We start from the raw sequence: 19,976 nt of genomic DNA on the forward strand, positions 1-19,976 counted from the left end.
CACCCATGGCGCCTCCGGGCACCTGACCGAGCGTATACGCCAGTTGGAACCCCCACGCGGAGATCACCCCCATCTGCACCATGGTGAGCCCCAGTTCGGGGGCCAGGTATTCCTGCGCGATGGCGATGTGGGTGCGCAGCGCGTAGGCCACCAGCCCCATGAGGGCGAGCAGCCAGACCACGCGACGCGAGGACGACGGGGAATCGGAGGCGGACATTGGCGCGGGGAGGAGGGACAACCGGCACACGCATGCCCTGCAGTGCGAACCCGCCGACGACACCGCGCGGCCCGCCGGTACGCCACGCTTCGGGTCCCTGGCCCGTCAGTGCACTCGTCGATCCGGCCAGTGGAGTGGTGTATGCAGACGCCGGCGGCCAGGGGCGGCAGTGCGGCGCCGTTCAGTCACGCGGGGGTTTGGCCGGTCCGAGCCGGACAGCGGGGTGTCGCCGGTTCCGTGTGCTGGTGCGACGCGTCCCAGTCACACCCCTGCTCGAACGGCGTGCGGAGCGGCCCCCGCGGTTCGAGGGTAGCACGGTGGCAACTGGCAGCCGTACCCATGCCGCCGGCCCCGCCCATGATGATGCCGCAGCGCGCGGGCGTGGTGGCAGACATGGCGTATTCCCAGGATTTCGTGGGGCCTCCCTGCTTGCCGTTGCGTGGTCCCTGAGCCATGCTAGCGATTGCCAGCTAATCCCTCCCCAGGAGCATCGCCACATGGCAGTGACCAACGTCAACGACCCGCAGTACTACCACAAGGTCGTCGATTGCCAATGGGCCTGTCCGGCCCACACCAACGTGCCCGGCTACATCCGCCTCATTGCGCAGGGGCGATACACCGAGAGCTATCTCCTCAATCGCGAGTCCAACGTGTTTCCCGGCATTCTGGGACGCGTCTGCGACCGCCCGTGTGAACCGGCCTGTCGCCGGAGCCGTGTGGAGGAGAAGCCGGTGGCGATCTGCCGCCTCAAGCGCGTGGCCGCCGATCATCGCGACGACATCACGCCGTTCCTCCCCAAGGCACCGGAGGTGAAGAACGGCAAGCGGGTGGCGCTCATCGGGGCCGGCCCCGCGTCGCTGACGGTGGCCAACGATCTGCTGCCGCTGGGATACGAGGTCACGATCTTCGAGAAGAACGTGACGCCTGGCGGCCTCATGCGCATCAACATCCCGTCGTTCCGGCTCCCCGCGAACGTGCTCGATGAGGAGTGCGGCTACATCATCGACATGGGCGCGGAGATGCGCTACGGCACGCCGGTGACGAGCCTGCAGGCGCTGCTGGACGAAGGGTACGACGCCGTGTTCGTGGGCTCAGGCGCTCCGAAGGGGAAGGAACTCGACATTCCCGGGCGCTGGGAGGCGCCGGCGCAGGTGCACATCGGCATCGACTTCCTGGCCAACGTGCACTTCAAGCACATCGAGCAGATGGGCCCGCGGGTGATCATCATCGGCGTTGGCAACACGGCCATGGACTGCTGCCGCACCTCCAAGCGCCTCGGTGCGACCGACGTGAAGGTGGTGGCGCGTCGTGGCCGCAAGCACTTCAAGGCCTCGCCGTGGGAACTCGAGGACGCCGAGGAAGAGCTGGTGGAGATCATCGAGAACCACGCGCCCAAGCGCATGGTGGTCGAGAACGGCACGCTGGTCGGTATGGAGTTCGAGATCCTGCAGTGGACCGAGGACGCGAACGGCAAGCAGTCCAGCACGGTGGTGGGCACCACCATCATTCCGTGTGATCAGGTCATCCTGGCCATCGGGCAGGACAATGCCTTCGAGTTCATCGAGCGCGACATCGGCGTGGAGTTCGACGCGAAGGGGATGCCCATCGTGAACAAGTCCACGCACCAGAGCACCCACCCCAAGGTGTTCTTCGGGGGCGACGCCGCCTGGGGACCGGAGAACATCATCTGGGCCGTGGCGCATGGCCACGCGGCCGCCATTTCCATGGATCTCGCCTGTCAGGGCCGCGACCCGGTGGCGGATCGGCCGCCGTACGGCATGTCGCTGGTGAGCGCCAAGATGGGCATGCATTCGTGGGCGTACGACAACGACTACGAAACGGCCAAGCGCGCCAAGATGCAGCACGAGGATCTCACGCGCCGCTTCAAGGACCTGGTCACGGAGGTGGAGCTGGGCTTCACCCCGGAGCAGATCGTGTCGGAAGTGGGCCGCTGCCTCAACTGCGACATCCAGACGCACTTCACGGCCTCGCAGTGCATCGAGTGCGACGCCTGCGTGGACATCTGCCCCACCAACTGCCTCACCATCACCACCAACGGCACGCCCATCGACGAGTTGCGAACCCGGCTGTCGGCACCGGCGCTCAACCTGTCGCAGGACATCTACGTCTCGGAATCGCTGCCGCAGACCAAGCGCATCATGGTGAAGGACGAGGATGTCTGCCTCCATTGCGGTCTCTGTGCCGAGCGCTGCCCCACGGCGGCATGGGACATGCGCGTCTTCGACCTCAAGAAGCCGGTGGCGGGCATGCTCGCCGGAGTAGCCAGCGTATGAGCGGGATCAACGACTTTTCGTTCAAGATGGGCACCGTGAACGGCACCGGTTCGGCCAGTGCCAACGGGTTGCTCATGCAGGCCATCTTCCGCATGGGAATCCCGGTCACGGGGAAGAACATCTTCCCGTCCAACATCCAGGGGCTGCCCACGTGGTATGAGATCCGCGTCAGCAAGGACGGCTACACCGCGCGGCCCAGCGAGGTGGATCTGGTGGTGGCGCTCAACCCGGCCACCTATGCCAAGGATGTGGCTACGGTGCGCCCGGGCGGCTACCTGGTGTACGATTCGTCCTGGCCGCTCGAACCCGATCTGGTGCGCGAGGGGATCACCATCCTCGGCATCCCCTTCGGCAAGATGTGCGTGGAGAATTTCCAGGGGGATCGCGACCGCACCCTGCTGCGCAACATCGTCTACGCCGGATCGCTCGCCGCCCTGCTCAACATCGACATGGACGTGGTGAGCAGCATGCTGGCGGAGAAGTACGGCAAGAAGCCCAAGCTGCTCGACAGCAATCACAAGGCCATCCGCCTGGGCTACGACTACGCGAAGGCCAACTTCGCCTGCCCGCTCCCGTTCCATCTGGAGAAGATGGACGCCACCGGCGACTCCATCCTCATCGATGGCAACACGGCCTGTGCGCTGGGCGCCGTGTACGCCGGCGCCACGGTGGGGGCGTGGTACCCCATCACGCCGGCGACGGCGCTCATGGAACAGTTCAAGGCCTTCTGCGAGAAGTTCCGGGTGGATCCGGAGACCGGCGCGCACAACTACGCCATTCTGCAGGCCGAAGACGAACTGGCGGCCGCCGGTATCATCATCGGTGCGGGCTGGGCGGGGGCGCGGGCCTTCACGAACACGTCGGGCCCGGGCATCTCGCTCATGCAGGAGTTCATCGGGCTCGCGTACTACACCGACATCCCGGCCGTCTTCTTCGACATCCAACGCTGCGGGCCGGCCACTGGCATGCCCACGCGCACGCAGCAGGCCGACCTCATGTCGCTGGCCTATGCGTCGCACGGCGACACCAAGCACCTCATTCTCTTCCCCGCCAATCCGGGCGAGGCCTTCGAGCTGTCGGTCCAGAGCTTCGACATTGCGGAGCGCTTCCAGACGCCCGTGTTCGTGGCCACCGACCTCGACATCGGCATGAACGACTGGATGGTGAAGCGGTTCACCTGGGATGAGCACTACCGCCCGGATCGCGGCAAGGTGCTGGATGCGGCGGCGCTCGAAAAGGTCCAGAAGTTCTCCCGCTACCTCGACGTGGATGGTGACGGCATTGCCGCCCGCACGCTCCCCGGCGTGGGGGGCAAGGGGGCCTACTTCGTGCGCGGGTCGGGGCACGACAAGCATGCGGCCTATACCGAGGACTCCGACGCGTACCAGGAGCTGGTGGATCGCCTGAAGCGCAAGTTCGCCTACGCCGCCACGCAGATGCCGAAACCGGTGTACACGTGGCTGGAGGGGGCGGAGATCGGGCTGGTCACCATTGGCGGCTGCGACGCCGCCGTCCGGGAGGCGGCCGACAAGCTGCGCGCGCAGGGGATCATCGTGAACATCATGCGCCTCCGCGCGTTCCCGTTCGGCGCCGAGGTGAAGGACTTCTTCGATCGTCACGAGCGGAATTTCGTGATCGAGCAGAATCGCGACGCGCAGCTGCGCGCGCTGCTCGCCATCGAGCTCGGTATTCCCCGCGATTCCATGCACTCCATTCTCGATTACGGCGGCATGCCGCTCACGGCCAAGGTCGTGGTGGACGCCGTGCAGGCTCACGTTTCCCGCCCGGCCAAGGTGACTGCATGACCTCCATTGCCAAGCCACCGGTTCGACACCCGAGCTCGCGCACCAACGACCTCGGCCTCACCATCCGTGATTACGAAGGCGCCATGTCCACCCTGTGCGCGGGGTGCGGCCACGACTCCGTCACGGCGGCCATCGTGCAGGCGGGGTGGGAGCTCAACCTCGAACCCCACCGCGTGGGCAAGATGAGCGGCATCGGCTGCTCGTCGAAGACCACGGCGTACTTCATGAAGCAGTCGCACGGCTTCAACTCCGTGCACGGCCGCATGCCGTCGGTCACGTCGGGAGCCTCCGCGGCCAACCGCGGGCTCACCTATATCGGCGTCTCCGGCGATGGCGACTCCCTGTCCATCGGCCTCGGCCAGCTGTCCCACGCCATCCGGCGCAACGTGAACATGCTGTACATGCTGGAGAACAACGGCGTGTACGGGCTCACCAAGGGGCAGTTCTCCGCGTCGGCCGACGTGGGGTCGAAGAGCAAGAAGGGGGAAGCCAACGAGCAGTCGCCCATCGACCCGGTGCTGCTGGCCCTCACGCTCGGGGCCACGTTCGTGGCGCGGTCATTCTCGGGAGACAAGAAGCAGCTGGTGCCCATCATCAAGGCCGGGCTGGCCCACAAGGGGTTCGCGATCATCGACGTGATCTCCCCCTGCGTGAGCTTCAACGACCACGAGGGCTCCACCAAGAGCTATGCGTTCACCCGCGAGCACGAGGTGGAGGCGGTACATGCCGACTTCGTACCGCTCCAGCGCGAGATCACCGTGGGTGACACGGACGAAGAAGTGCGCACGGTCGTCATGCACGACGGGGCCGCGGTGCGGCTGCGCTCGACCGCAGCCGAGTACGACCCCACCAACCGTGAGTCGGCGTACGCGCACGTCCGGGCCTGCCAGGCACGCGGCGAGATCGCCACGGGGCTGCTCTTCGTGGACGAGAACGGCCGCGACATGCACGACTATCTGCGCACACCGCAGACGGCGCTGGTTGACCTGCCCTTCGAGAAGCTCTGCCCCGGCAAGAGCGCCCTCGACAAGCTCATGGATCGGTACCGCTAAGGGTCCTTCCCCCGGCGCGGAGCCCACGCTCGCGGCTCCGCGCCCCCATCGGTGTGCATGTCCCACCCCCCCATGCCGGACGCCGATGAGCTCGCCTGTCTCGACGAACTCATCGCCGACCTGTCTCCCCAGGCTGACCAACTCCTCCCGTTCCTGCACCGCGTGCAGGAACGGCTGGGCCATGTGTCGCCTGCCGCGATGCGCTTTGCCGCGCACGCGTTCAATCTGTCGCGCGCCGACGTCTACGGCGTAGTGACGTTCTACGGTGACTTCCGCGAGACCCCGGTGGGCGACACCGTCGTCCAGCTGTGTATGGCGGAAGCCTGTCAGGCCGTGGGCGCCCGTGCACTCGCCGCTCACGCCGAACAACGGTTGGGAGTCCCGCTCGGCAGCAGCACGGCAGATGGCACGCATCACCTGGAGGCGGTCTACTGCCTGGGCAATTGTGCACTCGGTCCGTCCATGCGCGTGAAGGACGCGGTGCATGGCCGTGTCACGCCCGGCCGCTTCGACACCCTGCTGCAGCTGCCCGCCACCAACCGGTCACGATCGTGAGCACGCGCGTGTTCATCCCCAACGATACGGCCGCCCGGTCGATGGGTGCCGACGACGTGGCGCGCGCCATTGCCGCGCACGGCGTGAGCGCGGGGCTCGATCTCACGATCGTGCGCAACGGATCGCGCGGAGCGGCCTGGCTGGAGCCGTTGGTGGAGGTCGAGACCAGCGCGGGACGCGTGGGATTCGGCAATGTGATGCCCCACGAGGTGGACACCCTGTTTGTTCGGGGCCAGGTCAACCTGGCGCATGACCGGTGCCTGGGGGCCGTGGAGTCACACCCGTGGTTTGCCGGGCAGCAGCGCATCACGTTCCGCCGCGCTGGTCTCATCGACCCGCTCTCGCTGGATGACTATGAGCGGCACGGCGGGTTGGCGGGCGTGCGGCGGGCGCTCACCCTGTCCGGCGCGGAGATCGTGGCCGACGTCACCACCTCCGGATTGCGAGGCCGCGGCGGGGCAGCGTTCCCGGCCGGCATCAAGTGGAACACGGTGCGGCAGGCTGCCGGCACCACGAAGTACGTCGTGTGCAACGCCGACGAGGGCGATTCCGGCACCTTCGCGGACCGGCTGCTCATCGAGGCCGATCCGTACCAGCTCATCGAAGGCATGATCATCGCCGGACTCGCGGTGGGGGCCGAGCGTGGCTACGTCTACCTGCGGTCGGAGTATCCGTGGGCCATCTCGGTGCTGCGCGACGCCGTGACCCGCGCCTATACGGCCGGACTGCTGGGGGCACGCGTGCTGGGCATCGGACCGCGCTTCGACGTGGAGGTGCGCGTGGGAGCGGGCGCGTACATCTGCGGCGAGGAGACGGCGCTGCTCGAGAGCCTCGAGGGAAAGCGCGGCGTCGTGCGCGCCAAGCCGCCGCTGCCGGCCCTGCGTGGGCTTTTCGGCTGCCCCACCGTCATCAACAACGTGCTCACGCTGGCCGCAGCCACCGATGTACTGGCCGCCGGCGGCGCGCGCTACGCCGCCCTCGGCCTCGACCGCTCGACCGGGACCATGCCCTTTCAGCTGGCCGGCAACATCAGGTGCGGCGGCCTGGTGGAGCTCCCGTTCGGCCGATCCTTGCGCTCCGTGGTCGAGGAGTTCGGCGGCGGGTCGCTGAGCGGGCGGCCCCTGCGCGCCATTCAGGTAGGCGGGCCGCTCGGTGCCTACCTGCCCGAGCATCTCTGGGACACACCACTCGCCTACGAGTCGTTCTCGGCCGTGGGCGCCATGCTGGGCCACGGCGGGATCGTCTGCTTTGACGACACGGTGGATATGGCCGAGCAGGCGGAGTTCGCCATGGCGTTCTGTGCGCACGAATCGTGCGGCAAGTGCACCCCGTGTCGGATCGGCTCTACCCGCGGGGTGGAAGTCATTCAGCGCTTGCGGCGGCGTGACGAGAGCCGTCGGCAGTGGCAGTTGCTCGAGGAGCTGTGCGAGACCATGGAGATCGGTTCGCTGTGCGCCCTTGGCGGGCTCACCCCCCTGCCCGTCCGCAGCGTGATGACCCATTTCGCAGGGGATCTGCTCGCCCCTGCCGGAGGGACCGGACAATGATCGAACTCACCATCGATGGTATGGCGGCATCGGTGCCCGCGGGAACGAGCATCATGCAGGCCGCGCGCACGGTTGGCGTGGACATCGCCAAACTGTGCGCCACCGACTCCCTGGCGTCATTCGGCTCCTGCCGGCTGTGCATCGTGCAGGTGGAGGGACGCCGCGGCCTGCCGGCCTCGTGCACGACGCCCGTGGAGTCCGGCATGGTCGTACGCACCCAGACGCCGCAGGTGGCCCGCATTCGGCGCAACGTGATGGAGCTGTACATCTCCGATCACCCGCTCGACTGCCTCACGTGCGCCGCCAACGGCGACTGCGAGCTGCAGGACATGGCGGGAGCGGTGGGGCTGCGCGAAGTCCGCTATGGCATGGACGGGGCCAACCATCTCGCGGCCGTGAAGGACGAAAGCAATCCGTATTTCACCTTCGACCCGGCAAAGTGCATCGTGTGTTCGCGGTGCGTGCGGGCGTGCGACGAGATCCAGGGGACGTTCGCGCTCAGCATCACCGACCGCGGGTTCGCGTCGAAGGTCACGGCAGGCATCGATGAGGGGTTCCTGGCCAGCGAGTGCGTATCCTGCGGCGCCTGCGTGCAAGCCTGCCCCACCGCCACGCTCATCGAAAAGACCGTCGTGGACGCCGGCCAGCCGGAGCGAACGGTCAAGACCACCTGCGCCTACTGCGGCGTAGGCTGCTCGTTCGAGGCCCAGCTCAAGGGGAACGAGGTGGTGCGCATGGTCCCGGCGGCCGACGGCGGCGCCAATGAGGGGCACTCGTGCGTGAAGGGACGGTTTGCGTGGGGCTACGCCACGCACCAGGACCGCATCCTGCGGCCCATGATTCGCGAGCAGATCACCGACGACTGGCGTGCGGTGTCGTGGGACGAGGCCATTGCCTTTGCCGCCGGCAAGTTCACGGCGCTCCAACGACAGTATGGGCGGGATGCCATTGGCGGTGTGTCCAGCTCGCGGTGCACCAACGAAGAAGTGTACGTGGTGCAGAAGATGGTCCGCGCCGCCTTCGGCACGAACAACATCGATACCTGTGCGCGGGTGTGCCACTCGCCCACCGGGTATGGGCTCAAGCAGACCTTCGGCACGGCCGCCGGTACGCAGGACTTCAAGTCGGTGGCGCACGCCGACGTGATCGTGGTGATCGGCGCCAATCCCACCGATGCCCACCCGGTCTTCGGTTCGCGGCTCAAGCGTCGCCTGCGGCAGGGGGCCAGGCTCATCGTCATCGACCCGCGGCGCATCGACCTGGTGCGCTCACCGCACATCCGCGCGGCGCACCACCTGCAGTTGCGGCCCGGCACCAATGTGGCGGTCATCAACGCCATGGCGCACGTCATCGTCACCGAAGGGCTGGTGGACAACGCCTTCGTGGAGGCCCGCTGTGATGCGCGCTCGTTCGAGCAGTGGAAGGCCTTCATCGCGCAGCCGGAGCAATCGCCGGAAGCCACCGAGGCGTGCACCGGCGTTCCCGCAGCGGAGGTCCGTGCCGCCGCCCGCCTCTACGCCACCGGCGGCAACGCAGCCATCTACTACGGTCTCGGTGTGACGGAGCACAGCCAGGGCAGCACCATGGTGCTGGGCATCGCCAATCTGGCCATGGTGGCGGGACAGGTCGGCCGTGATGGGACCGGCGTGAACCCGCTGCGCGGACAGAACAACGTGCAGGGCTCCTGTGACATGGGCTCGTTTCCGCACGAATTGCCGGGGTACCGGCACATCTCCGACGACGCGACACGCCATCTCTTCGAGCAGGCATGGCACGTGGCGCTCGACCCCGAGCCGGGGCTGCGCATTCCCAACATGCTGGCGCTGGCGCTCACCGGTCAGTTCCGCGGCATGTTCATCCAGGGCGAAGACCTCGCCCAGTCGGACCCCAATACGAAACACGTGACCGCCGCGCTGCGCGCCATGGAGTGCGTGGTCGTGCAGGACCTCTTTCTCAACGAGACGGCCAAGTACGCCCACGTATTCCTGCCGGGTACGGCCTTCCTGGAGAAGGACGGGACCTTCACCAACGCCGAGCGTCGCATCAACCGCGTGCGCCCGGTCACGCCGCCGCGTACCGGGCTGGCCGAGTGGGAGGCGGTGTGCCGACTGTCGACGGCCATGGGCTACCCCATGCAGTACGATTCGGCCGCGGCCATCATGGACGAGATTGCCGCCCTCACCCCCACCTTTGCCGGCGTGTCGTTCGCCTATCTCGACCAGGTCGGCAGTGTACAGTGGCCTTGTACGGCCGACCGGCCGCTGGGCACCCGCATCATGCACGAAGAGCAGTTCGTGCGCGGTCGGGGCCGTTTCCTCGTCACGCAGTACGTTCCCACCGACGAACGCTCCACCCGCCGGTACCCGCTGCTGCTGACCACGGGGCGCATCCTGTCGCAGTACAACGTGGGGACGGCCACGCGTCGCACGGCCAACACGGTATGGCATCAGGAAGACGTGCTGGAGATGCACCCGCACGATGCGGAGGTGCGCGGCATTGGCAATGGCGACGGCGTGCTGCTCCAGAGCCGCAAGGGCGGCATCACCCTGCATGCCCGCGTCAGTGATCGCGTGCCGGAGGGCGTGGTGTACACCACCTTCCACCATCCCGACAACGCCGCCAATGTGGTGACCACGGAGTATTCCGACTGGGCCACCAACTGTCCCGAGTACAAGGTCACGGCCGTCGAGGTGCACCCCGTTGACTGAACGGCCGCCCGAAGCGGCGGGGCAGGCCGCCGTCACGGTCACCAGCGCCGATGCGGATGGACGCGAAACTCCCGCCGTCTGGATGCTGGCGGTGGAAGCACCGGTTCAGGTGGCGGTGAACGGCACCCCCTTCACGGTCATGCTGGCCACACCCACCGATCTCGACGATCTGGCGCGCGGCCTGCTGCTCACCGAGCAGGTCATCGCCAGCGCGCAGGTCATCCGGGACGTGGAGGTGCGCACGTGGCTGGGCGAGACGCTGGTGAACGTGGTCGTGGCCCCTGATGCCGTGCAGACCGGGCGTCTGGGGGCACGCACGGTGCTCGGCAACAGTGCCTGCGGCGTGTGCGGCGTGGAATCCCTGGCGCACCTGCAGGCACGTGGTGCGGCCGTGCCTCGCCCCCGGCGCGCGGTTGATGATGGTGCCGTGGCCCGGGCGCTGAACAACCTCTCCGCACAGCAGCCGCTCAATCGCGCCACACGCAGTGTGCACGCGGCCGCCTGGTGCGACATGGGCGGCCGCATCGCGCTGGTGCGCGAGGATGTGGGACGCCACAACGCCCTCGACAAGCTGGTGGGGGCACTGGCCGCGCGCCGGTGGCTGGACGACGAAGGCTTCATCGTGATGAGCAGCCGTTGCAGCTACGAGCTGGTGTACAAGAGCAGCGTCACCAATGCCCAGCTGCTGGCGACCATCAGCGCGCCCACCACGATGGCGCTGCAGTGGGCGTCAGCGCTCGAGTTGCCGCTGGCCTGCGCCAACGGGCGCGGCGACGACCTGCGCGTCATCCGGCTGGCGCCCGCGTCCTATCAGGAGGCATGAATCGCATGCAGGATGACGAGATCGTGCGCATGGCCAACCAGATTGCGCAGTTCTTCGCCGTGTATCCCGAAGAGGATGCCGTGGAGGGGATCCGCGAACATCTGGTGAAGTTCTGGCCGCCCTCCATGCGCAAGGATCTGCTGGTGGTGGTGAACGGATTGGTGCCGTCGGCGGTCCCGTTGCATCCCCTGGTGATCAAGGCGGCCGCGCAGCTCCGTCCCAGTGGCCGCGACGACGGCTGACCGCGGGCATGTGAGCGCGGCGCGCGCCGTGGGGGCCGAAGCGGCCGAGATTACCGGCGTGATCCTCTGCGGCGGTCGCGGTCATCGCATGGGTGACGTGGAAAAGCCGCTGCAGCTGCTGCATGGCCGGCCGCTCGTCCAGCATGTGCGGGACAGTCTGACGCCACAGGTCGGGCGCGTGATCATCAGCGCCAACCGTGAACGCGCCCGCTATGCGGAGTTCGGGCACGACGTGGTGCCCGATGCGAGCGAGGGGCTGGGACCGTTGGGCGGACTCGGCAGCGCCGCCGCCCATGTCCGCACGCCGTGGATCTTCTGCTGCCCGGGTGATGCGCCGTTGCTCGATCGCACGCTCGTGCCCCGTCTGATGGCCTCGGTGAGCGAGGCGCACGACGGCGCCGTTCCGCACGACGGGGAGCGGGCGCAACATCTCTTCCTGCTGGTGCGCACGCACCGCTGCCAGACGATCGCCGCCCAACTCGCCGCCGGTCACCGATCGGTCCACGCCTGGCTCACGACGCTGCGCGTGCACGAGGTCCCCATGCCCGAACTCTCGGCCAGCTTCTGCAATGTCAACACCCTGGACGAGCTGGCCCGACTCCACTCACGCTCCGACCACGCGACCGCCGAACGCGACCGCACGGCCACACACTCCGGCGCTATTCGGCGTACACCGGATAGACCGGCTGATACATGGCCGCCGAGACGGCCGCGCTGAGGTCATCGGGTCTGGGCGCCCTGGCCAATCCGCGCTCGTAGGCCAAGCGGGCCACTTCCACCGCAATGGCGTGCGAGACCTCGCGAATACGCGAGAGGCTGGGATAGATGCGCCCCATGGCCAGATCGTCGTCGGTCACGGTGGAAGCGAGCGTACGCGCAGCGGCCGCGAACATTTCGTCGGTGACGCGAGATGAATCGGCCACGATGACACCAAGGCCCACGCCGGGAAAGATGTAGGCGTTGTTTCCCTGCCCCGGTACATGCGTGCGCCCCTTGTGGGTCACCGGAGCGAACGGGCTGCCGCTGGCGAAGATGGCGCGCCCGTCGGTGGTGGCGTAGGCCTCACGGGCGGTGCATTCGGCCTTCGAGGTGGGGTTGGAGAGTGCCATCACGATGGGACGCGCGTGGTGTCGCGCCATGGCGGCGAGCACCGGCGCCGTGAAGGTGCCCGGCATGCCCGACACCCCGATGATGGCGTGCGGCTTGATCGTCTCCACCGCCTCGAGGAACGACGCCACCGGCGGATGGTCGTGGGCGTAGGGCTGTTTGTGCACGGCAAGATCGGTGCGCGACTTCACCACCAGCCCCTTCGAATCCATGAACCAGCACCGGCTGTGCGCATCGGCCGACGAGATCCCCTCTTCCGTCATTGCTTCGACCACGAGGTCGCCAATGCCGATGCCCGCCTCGCCCGCGCCGAGAAAGAGGAGACGCATGTCGGTGATCGGCGTGCCGGTAATGCGCGCCGCCGAGTAGAGGCCGGCCAGCGTGACCGAGGCCGTTCCCTGGATGTCGTCGTTGAAGGTGCACATGCGGTCACGCCACTTGTCGAGCAGCGTGAACGCATTGTGGTTGCCGAAATCCTCGAACTGCAGGCAGACCTGCGGGAACCGCTCCTGCACCGCCTCCACGAACTCGTCGAGCAGCGCGTCGTACGCGGCGCCGCGCAACCGCGGCTGGCGCAGGCCCATGTACGACGCGCTCTCGCGCAGATGCGTGTTGTCGGTGCCCACGTCGATGGCGATGGGCAGGCACTGTCTGGGCGGCACGCCGGCGCACGCGGTGTAGAGCGTGAGCTTGCCAATGGGAATGCCCATGCCGTTGGCACCGAGATCACCAAGACCAAGAATGCGTTCGCCATCGGTCACCACGATCATGCGCACGTCGTCATGCGGCCAATTGGCCAGCACCTCGCGCACCCGGCCCGCGTCGTCGGCAGTGACGAACAGGCCCCGGCTCCGGCGGAAGATGCGCCCGAACTCCTGACAGGCCTGGCCTACGGTCGGGGTGTACAGGATGGGCATCATCTCCTCGAGATGATCCATCACCAGGCGATAGAAGAGCGTGACGTTGCGATCGTGCAGGCCGACGAGATACGCGTACTGATCGAGCGGCGTGGGACGCGAGCGTACGCCGGGGAGGAAGCGCTCGAGCTGTTCGTGCTGCGTCATGACGCGGGGCGGCAGCAATCCACGCAGACCAAGCGCTGAACGCTCGGCTTCGGTAAAGGCCGTTCCCTTGTTGAGCTCGGGGTCGTTGAGGAGCGCGGCGCCGCGCTTGACTGCTGGAAGTTCGGTCACGGGGAGTGCCGGTATATCGGTGGTGAAGAACCATGCGGACGCCCACTCGACGCAGCGAGGGGGCGTGATGGCTCAGAGGCGATCGAGAACCCAGCCCGGCGCGATCATGAACAGCGCCGTGGCCGCGAGACAGAGCACGCCGGCAACACGCGGGCCGAACGCACCGTCTGCGGGTGAAGCCGGGGTCGTGCTGGGCAGCATGAACATGCGCTGGATGACGCGCAGGTAGAAATAGAGACCGAGGAAGCTCCCCACGAGTCCCAGCACGGCGTACGTGCTGAAGCCGGCGGCCACCACCGACTTGAAGATGAGGAACTTGGCGGTGAACCCGGGGAACGGCGGCAGGCCGGCGAGCGACAGCATGGCCACCGCGATCAGCGAGGCCGACCACGGGTCACGATGATACAGGCCATCGAGCGTCTCCATCTGGTCGCGCGTCGCATCGTCGCGGTTGGGCGGCAGGGCGGCGAACGCCAGCAGGTTGCCCGCCGCATATACGACGAGGTAGAACATCACCGCTTCCAGTCGCCCCTCGCTGGTGCCAAGGAACGCATAGAAGAGGTATCCCGCGTGCGCGATCGACGAATAGGCGATCATGCGCCGCAGGTTGCTCTGCCGAATGGCCGCGATGTTGCCCCAGACGATGGACAGCAGCGGCAGTACGGCCAGCACGTCGACAAGGGCGCCGCCCACCTCAACGCCGGCGAAGAGCTGCACCGCGACCAGCAGCACTGCGGCCTTGGACAGCGTCGCCATGTAGGCGGTCACGGTCACGCTCGCGCCTTCGTACGTGTCCGGTGCCCATGCATGAAACGGGACGACGGCGGCCTTGAGGAACAGGGCCAGCAGCACGAGCACGACGCCGGTTTTCACCAACAGATCGGTCTGGCCAGCCGCCAGCGCAAACGCCGACAGCGACATGGCACCCGTGGCCCCGTAGATCAGCGACAGCCCCATGAGCAGGGTCGCCGTGGCCGCTCCACTGAGCACCAGGTACTTGAGCGCCGATTCGGCCGACTGCGGGCGGCGGAATGCCAGCACGATGAGCGCATACACCGGAATGGACATCATCTCCAATCCGAGGAAGAGCACCAGAAAGCTGGTCGCCGATGGCAGCAGGCTCAGTCCGTACAGCGAGGCCACCAGAAGCGTCGGAAACTCCACCGCCCCCGCCTGGTCATCGGCGAAGTCGTACCGCCCCATGAGCAGCACCGGGAGGGCGAGTGCCAGAAGGGCGCCCTTGACGACCAGCACGACCGGTGAGACCGAGAAGTGCCCGGGGAAGGGTTCGGATGTGAGCCCCGATGCCGCCAGCCAGAACGCCGCGGCGGCCGCGGCGCCGATGACACCAAGGGCCAGTGGCTGCGCGAGGGCACGCGCGCCGCGCACCATGGACACCACGATGAGCAGAACGAGCCCACCGAGCAGCAGGTGCTCGGGGAGCATGGCACGAAGCGCCTCACTACCGGGCATCGGCGGGCAGGCGGGAGGTGGAGACGATTTGCTGGAAGGTCCGCGCGGCCAGCTCCGTCTTGCGGAGCGGTCCGTCGGGGAAGAGTCCGAGCGCGAATACCGAGACCGTGAGAATGCCGAGGACGGTCTTCTCGCGCAGGGTGAGTGCGGCGAGTTCGCCGTGTGGAGCCTTCACCGGACCGAAAACGAAGGTGAGGGCGAAGCGCAGCATGTAGAGCGCGCCCAGCACGACGCCGGTCACGGCCGTCATGGACAGCACGAGCGGCAGGTTGTTGCCGTCGAGATGCTGCGGCCACGCTGCGGTGAAGGCCCCCAACAGCACCAGGAACTCGCCGGTGAACCCGCTGGTGGTGGGAAGCCCCACCGACGCGAGCGTGAAGATGATGAAGAAGACGCCGAACACCGGCAACTGCCGCGCCAGCCCACCGTAGGCGGAGAGTTCCCTGGTGTGGCCACGCTCGTAGATCATGCCCACGAGCAGGAAGAGGCCTGCCGCCACCAGCCCGTGACTCACCATCTGCACCACCGCGCCCTGAATGCCCGCCAGATCGAGGCTGAGCAGCCCGAGCATCACGTAGCCCAGGTGACTGATGGACGAGTAGGCGATGATCTTCTTGATGTCCTGCTGCACGAGCGCCAGACACGCCCCGTACACGATGCTCACCACGGAGAGGGTCATGAGCACCGGCGTGAACACCCGCGTGGCGTCAGGGAACAGCGGGAAGCCCAGCTTCATGAAGCCGTACGTCCCCATCTTGAGCAGCACGCCGGCGAGGATCACCGAGCCGGGCGTGGGCGCCTCGACGTGCGCGTCGGGCAACCAGGTGTGAAGCGGCACCATGGGCACCTTGATCGCGAAGCTGAGCGCAAACGCGGCCAGCAGCGTGGTCTGCACCTCGAGCGGCAGACGCGCCTGCACCAGATCGGCGAAGGCAAAGGACGGTGCGGCCCCGGCCTGCTGCAGCGACCACACGAGGTAGATCACCGCCGCCAGCATGAGGATGGACCCGAAGGCCGTGTACAGCACGAACTTCACCGTGGCGTAACTGCGCCGGGCCCCACCCCAGATGCCGATGATGAGGAACATCGGGATGAGCATCGCTTCCCAGAACAGGTAGAACAGGAAGAGATCCTGTGCCAGGAAGGCTCCCATCATGGCGAATTGCAGCAGCAGCACATTCACGTGGAACAGCGCCACATTCTTCTCGATGGCGGTCCAGGCTCCGAGCACGACCAGCGGGCCGAGAAACGCCGTGAGCAGCACGAGCAGAATGTTGACCCCGTCGAGCCCCACGGCGTACGACACTCCCCACTGGGGGATCCACGGGATGCTCGTCCCGGCCTGGAGGCCGGGCGTCGTACCGTCGAAATGCAGGTACAGCACGGCCGCCAGCACGAACTGCACGGTCATGATGGCCGTGGTGGTGACGCGCACCGCCTCGGCGTTGCGGCGCACCAGCGCCAGCAGCGCCGCCCCCACGACGGGCAGGAACAGCACCAGATTGAGCAGCGCGGCATCAGACATGACGCCAGCTCCAGAGCAGGGCGCCCACCATGCCCAGCATCACCAGCAGTGCGTACAGCTGCAGGCTCCCCGTTTGCACACGCCCCAGCCACCCGGCGGAACGCTGAGCGAACGCGGCCAGCCCGTTGAGTGTGCCGTCAATGATCATCCGGTCGCCGATCCGCAGGAAGACATGCTCGGACACCCATGCGAGCGGTCGGACGAACAGCGCGGCGTAGAGTTCGTCCACGAAGTACTTGCCCTCGAGCAGGCGGTACACGGGCCCGGCGCTTCGGGCCAGCCCGTCCACGCGAGACGCCGGCCCACGGTACAGCCAGACCGCCAGGCCGACGCCAGCGAAGGCAATCATGGCGGATCCGTACAGCAGCGGGGTATGGTACTGCGACATGGATGCCGCCACGGGCGGGAGCGGCATGAGCGGCTCGAGGAAGTGGGGAATCCCGATGTAGCCGCCCCCGATCGACAGCAACGCGAGCACGCCCAGCACGCCCGTCATGGACAGGGGTGACTCATGGACATGATGCTCCACCTCGTGGCTCATGCGTGACGCGCCGAAGAAGGTGAGCCACAGCAGGCGTGTCATATAGAAGGCGGTGAGGAACGCCGTGACGGCGCCCATGCCCCACAGCCACGGTGCACCGCCGCGTTCGCTCGCCAGGGCGAACCAGAGGATTTCATCCTTGGAGAAGAATCCGGCGAGCCCCGGAATGCCGACAATGGCGGCCGTGGCAATGAGGAACGTCCAGAAGGTGATCGGGATGCGCGTACGCAGCCCGCCCATCTTGCGGATGTCCTGTTCGCCACCGAGGGCGTGAATGACGCTGCCAGCCCCGAGAAAGAGGCAGGCCTTGAAGAAGGCGTGCGTGACCACGTGGAAGATGGCCACGCCGTACGCCCCGACCCCGAGGGCCACGAACATGAAGCCCAGCTGCGACACGGTGGAGTAGGCGAGCACCTTCTTGATGTCGGTCTGTACCAGGGCGATCGTCGCGGCGAGGAACGCCGTGAGCACGCCCACCACCGCCATGAGCTGCGAGACGTCGGGGGCCTGCAGGTACAGCCCCGACATGCGGGCCACGAGGTAGACCCCCGCCGTGACCATCGTGGCGGCGTGAATGAGCGCCGACACGGGCGTGGGGCCGGCCATGGCATCGGGAAGCCACACGTACAGCGGAATCTGCGCCGACTTGCCGGTGGCGCCGATGAACAGAAAGAGCCCCACGAGCCCCGCCGACACCATGGCCCCCTGCCCCGCCGCGAACGCCATGGTGATGGTGTCCATGTCGAGCGTGCCGAAGGCGCGATACAGCAGGAACATGCCAAGCAGGAAGCCGGCGTCGCCGATGCGATTCGTGATGAACGCCTTGCGGCCGGCCGCGGCATTCGCCGCGTCGTCGAACCAGAAGCCGATGAGCAGGTAGGAGGCGAGGCCGACGCCCTCCCACCCGACGAACAGCACGAGCAGGGAACGCCCGAGCACCAGCAACAGCATGAAGAACAGGAAGAGATTCAGGTACGCCATGAAGCGCCCGAAGCTCTTGTCGTCGTGCATGTAGCCCGTGGAATAGATGTGGATGACCGATCCCACACCCGTGACGACGAGCGTCATGATCGCCGACAGGCGATCGAAGTAGAAGGTGATGTCGAAGCGGTGATCACCCACCAGCGCCCAGCGGTACAGCGGTGCCACCAACGGCTCGTAGCCTCCACCCTGCAGCGTGAGGAACACCTGGATGGTGAGGACGAACGCCGCGATCGGCATGGCGCACCCGATGGCCGCAGCGATCTTGTGGGGGAAACGGTTGCCGCCGAGGGCGGTGGCGAAGGTGCCGTTGAGCAGGAAACCCAGGAGGGGGAGGAGCGCGATGAGCGCCAACGGGTTGGTCATGCGCGGCTAGCCCTTGAGCTCGGAGTAGCGGTCCACGTCGAGCGACCGGGCGTGTTTCACCAGCAGCAACACGATGGGAATGGCGAGGGCCACCTCGGCGGTGGCCACAACGAATGTGAGAAACACCATGACCGCGCCCGCGGCGTCGCCGCGCTGCTGCGAAAAGGTCACGAGGGTCAGGTTGACGCCGTTGAGCATGAGTTCCATGCACATGAGCATCACGAGGGCATTGCGGCGAATCACGACCCCGAGCAGCCCGATCGTGAACAATCCGCCGGCAATGGCAAGGAGGAACGACGACTGGTCCATGCTCACCCCTGTCGCCGGCGACTGACGTTCACCACCGCGAGGGCGGCCACGATGGCTCCCACGAGGAACACCGTGGTGAGTTCGAACACCAGCCAGTACTGCGACAAGAAGACCGAGGAGAACTGCACGAGGCTGAACGTTTCGCCGCCTCGCTCCGGCAAGGCCGCGCTGCCGCCACGCAGCAGGCCCGCGCCAAGCGCCGCCGCCAGCAGGACTCCCGCCACGGCGCCCGGCACGGCCAGCGACGAGAAACGCCTGCTGCCGGGCGCTTCCTTGACCTCGAGCAGCATGATGACGTACACCATGAACACCATCACCGCGCCCACGTAGATGAGCACCTGGAAGGCCGCGATGAAGTGGACGCCCATGAGTCCGTAGACGGCGCCGAGCGCCGTCATGGACGTGATGAGGGCCAGCGCCACGCGCATCGGTTCGCGCAGAAACAACATCGACGCCGCCGCCCCCAACGACACGAGCCCGAACAGGGCAAGGGCCACGGCGTCTATTGTCCGCGTCCCCGCTTCACGCTTTCCCCGAGCGTCAACGGCACGGGCTTGGGCGGATAGGGTTTCGCCACGTCCTGCTGCGGCCTCCAGGTCAGCATCTCCTCCATCGTCATCCACATCTCGTAGCGGTTGTCCGACACGAGATCGGGCACATCCTCCTGCATGCGGATGGCATCCTCGGGGCACGCCTCCACGCACATGCCGCAGAACACGCAGCGCGAGTAGTCGATCTCGAAACGCACCGGGTACTTGGGGTGCGCGGGATCGTCGGGATCGAAACCGGCCTCGATCTCGATCACCTTGGCCGGGCACACGGTGGCGCACATGTTGCACGCGATGCACTGCGGCGATCCGTCGGGGCGCTGCGTGAGGATGTGCTTGCCCCGGTTCCGCGGCGCGAAGTCGGCACGCTTCTCTTCGGGATAGTAGGTCGTGACCGCACCCTTTCTGCCGGTCAGCCACTTCCCCATGTTCCGCAGGAAGATTCCCGTGGTGATGGCCAGACCACGCAGGACCTCCGGGAGGTACGCCTTCTCCCACCAGGTCATGGTCGGCTCATTCCAGTACTGCGTGCGCGCGTAGCGCACGGGGGCCTTGCGCTCTGCCGGCGGGGACGCCGGTGACGGCCGCTCGCGCGCCGCCTTCTCGGCGGCCAGCCGTTCGTTGTCGCCGAACGCCACGCCCGTGACTCCGGCGGCGGGCGGTGACACCACAGGGTCCTTCAGCATCGGA

General features: G+C 67.1%; 16 protein-coding genes and 1 pseudogene. 9 read left to right on the top strand and 8 right to left on the bottom strand.

All coding sequences use genetic code 11. From position 1 onward, the window contains the following. Window positions 1-217 (bottom strand): annotated as a pseudogene (locus LW840_RS11760) (MFS transporter); the annotation flags it as partial. A 497-nt stretch (window positions 218-714) separates the two neighbouring features. Between LW840_RS11760 and LW840_RS11765 the strand changes: the two are divergent. The 9 genes from LW840_RS11765 to mobA are packed head-to-tail and all read left to right on the top strand — an operon-like array spanning window position 715 to window position 11,961. Beyond that, on the top strand, window positions 715-2,511 hold the full coding sequence (locus LW840_RS11765) for an FAD-dependent oxidoreductase (protein WP_291260826.1): 1,797 nt from the start codon (window positions 715-717) through the stop codon (window positions 2,509-2,511). Then, complete coding sequence (locus LW840_RS11770; RefSeq protein WP_291277030.1) at window positions 2,508-4,316, top strand: 2-oxoacid:acceptor oxidoreductase subunit alpha; 1,809 nt, start codon at window positions 2,508-2,510, stop codon at window positions 4,314-4,316. Before LW840_RS11765 ends, LW840_RS11770 begins: the two co-directional genes overlap by 4 nt. Further along, window positions 4,313-5,368 (top strand): 2-oxoacid:ferredoxin oxidoreductase subunit beta, encoded by a 1,056-nt coding sequence (locus tag LW840_RS11775; protein WP_291260824.1) that lies wholly within the window; start codon window positions 4,313-4,315, stop codon window positions 5,366-5,368. Before LW840_RS11770 ends, LW840_RS11775 begins: the two co-directional genes overlap by 4 nt. A gap of 57 nt (window positions 5,369-5,425) precedes the next feature. Further along, entirely contained in the window at window positions 5,426-5,923 is a 498-nt protein-coding gene (locus LW840_RS11780) for an NAD(P)H-dependent oxidoreductase subunit E (protein ID WP_291268454.1), read from the top strand. Continuing rightward, window positions 5,920-7,470 carry a formate dehydrogenase beta subunit gene (locus LW840_RS11785; protein ID WP_291277031.1) on the top strand — a complete coding sequence of 517 codons (1,551 nt, stop codon included), beginning with the start codon at window positions 5,920-5,922 and terminating at the stop codon, window positions 7,468-7,470. Before LW840_RS11780 ends, LW840_RS11785 begins: the two co-directional genes overlap by 4 nt. After that, the gene (gene fdhF / locus LW840_RS11790; RefSeq protein WP_291277032.1) at window positions 7,467-10,178 is read left to right on the top strand and encodes a formate dehydrogenase subunit alpha; all 2,712 of its coding nucleotides are present in this window, start codon (window positions 7,467-7,469) and stop codon (window positions 10,176-10,178) included. The genes LW840_RS11785 and fdhF overlap by 4 nt, the downstream gene beginning before the upstream one ends. After that, a complete protein-coding gene (locus tag LW840_RS11795; RefSeq protein WP_291260820.1) occupies window positions 10,171-11,001 on the top strand; it encodes a formate dehydrogenase accessory sulfurtransferase FdhD in 831 nt (276 codons plus the stop codon). Before fdhF ends, LW840_RS11795 begins: the two co-directional genes overlap by 8 nt. Then, entirely contained in the window at window positions 10,998-11,243 is a 246-nt protein-coding gene (locus tag LW840_RS11800; RefSeq protein ID WP_291260819.1) for a formate dehydrogenase subunit delta, read from the top strand. The genes LW840_RS11795 and LW840_RS11800 overlap by 4 nt, the downstream gene beginning before the upstream one ends. Beyond that, the gene (mobA, locus tag LW840_RS11805; RefSeq protein WP_291260818.1) at window positions 11,224-11,961 is read left to right on the top strand and encodes a molybdenum cofactor guanylyltransferase MobA; all 738 of its coding nucleotides are present in this window, start codon (window positions 11,224-11,226) and stop codon (window positions 11,959-11,961) included. Before LW840_RS11800 ends, mobA begins: the two co-directional genes overlap by 20 nt. Here mobA and LW840_RS11810 read toward each other — a convergent pair. The 7 genes from LW840_RS11810 to LW840_RS11840 form a co-directional block, all read right to left on the bottom strand. After that, window positions 11,903-13,543, bottom strand: a complete 1,641-nt coding sequence (locus tag LW840_RS11810; RefSeq protein ID WP_291268457.1) for an NAD-dependent malic enzyme — start codon at window positions 13,541-13,543, stop codon at window positions 11,903-11,905. The two genes, mobA and LW840_RS11810, sit on opposite strands and share 59 nt — an antisense overlap. Window positions 13,544-13,615: 72 nt before the next feature. Beyond that, window positions 13,616-14,989 carry an NADH-quinone oxidoreductase subunit N gene (locus LW840_RS11815; RefSeq protein ID WP_291277033.1) on the bottom strand — a complete coding sequence of 458 codons (1,374 nt, stop codon included), beginning with the start codon at window positions 14,987-14,989 and terminating at the stop codon, window positions 13,616-13,618. Window positions 14,990-15,005: 16 nt separating this feature from the next. After that, window positions 15,006-16,541 carry an NADH-quinone oxidoreductase subunit M gene (locus LW840_RS11820; RefSeq protein ID WP_291277034.1) on the bottom strand — a complete coding sequence of 512 codons (1,536 nt, stop codon included), beginning with the start codon at window positions 16,539-16,541 and terminating at the stop codon, window positions 15,006-15,008. Beyond that, on the bottom strand, window positions 16,534-18,429 hold the full coding sequence (nuoL, locus tag LW840_RS11825) for an NADH-quinone oxidoreductase subunit L (RefSeq protein WP_291277035.1): 1,896 nt from the start codon (window positions 18,427-18,429) through the stop codon (window positions 16,534-16,536). The genes LW840_RS11820 and nuoL overlap by 8 nt, the downstream gene beginning before the upstream one ends. A gap of 6 nt (window positions 18,430-18,435) precedes the next feature. Next, a complete protein-coding gene (gene nuoK, locus LW840_RS11830; RefSeq protein ID WP_291268461.1) occupies window positions 18,436-18,738 on the bottom strand; it encodes an NADH-quinone oxidoreductase subunit NuoK in 303 nt (100 codons plus the stop codon). 2 nt (window positions 18,739-18,740) lie between these two features. Beyond that, window positions 18,741-19,235, bottom strand: a complete 495-nt coding sequence (locus LW840_RS11835) for an NADH-quinone oxidoreductase subunit J (protein WP_291268462.1) — start codon at window positions 19,233-19,235, stop codon at window positions 18,741-18,743. A gap of 5 nt (window positions 19,236-19,240) precedes the next feature. Then, complete coding sequence (locus tag LW840_RS11840) at window positions 19,241-19,972, bottom strand: NADH-quinone oxidoreductase subunit I (RefSeq protein WP_291277036.1); 732 nt, start codon at window positions 19,970-19,972, stop codon at window positions 19,241-19,243. Window positions 19,973-19,976 lie beyond the last annotated feature (4 nt).

This window comes from Gemmatimonas sp. (assembly GCF_021298855.1).
Lineage (GTDB): Bacteria > Gemmatimonadota > Gemmatimonadetes > Gemmatimonadales > Gemmatimonadaceae > Gemmatimonas.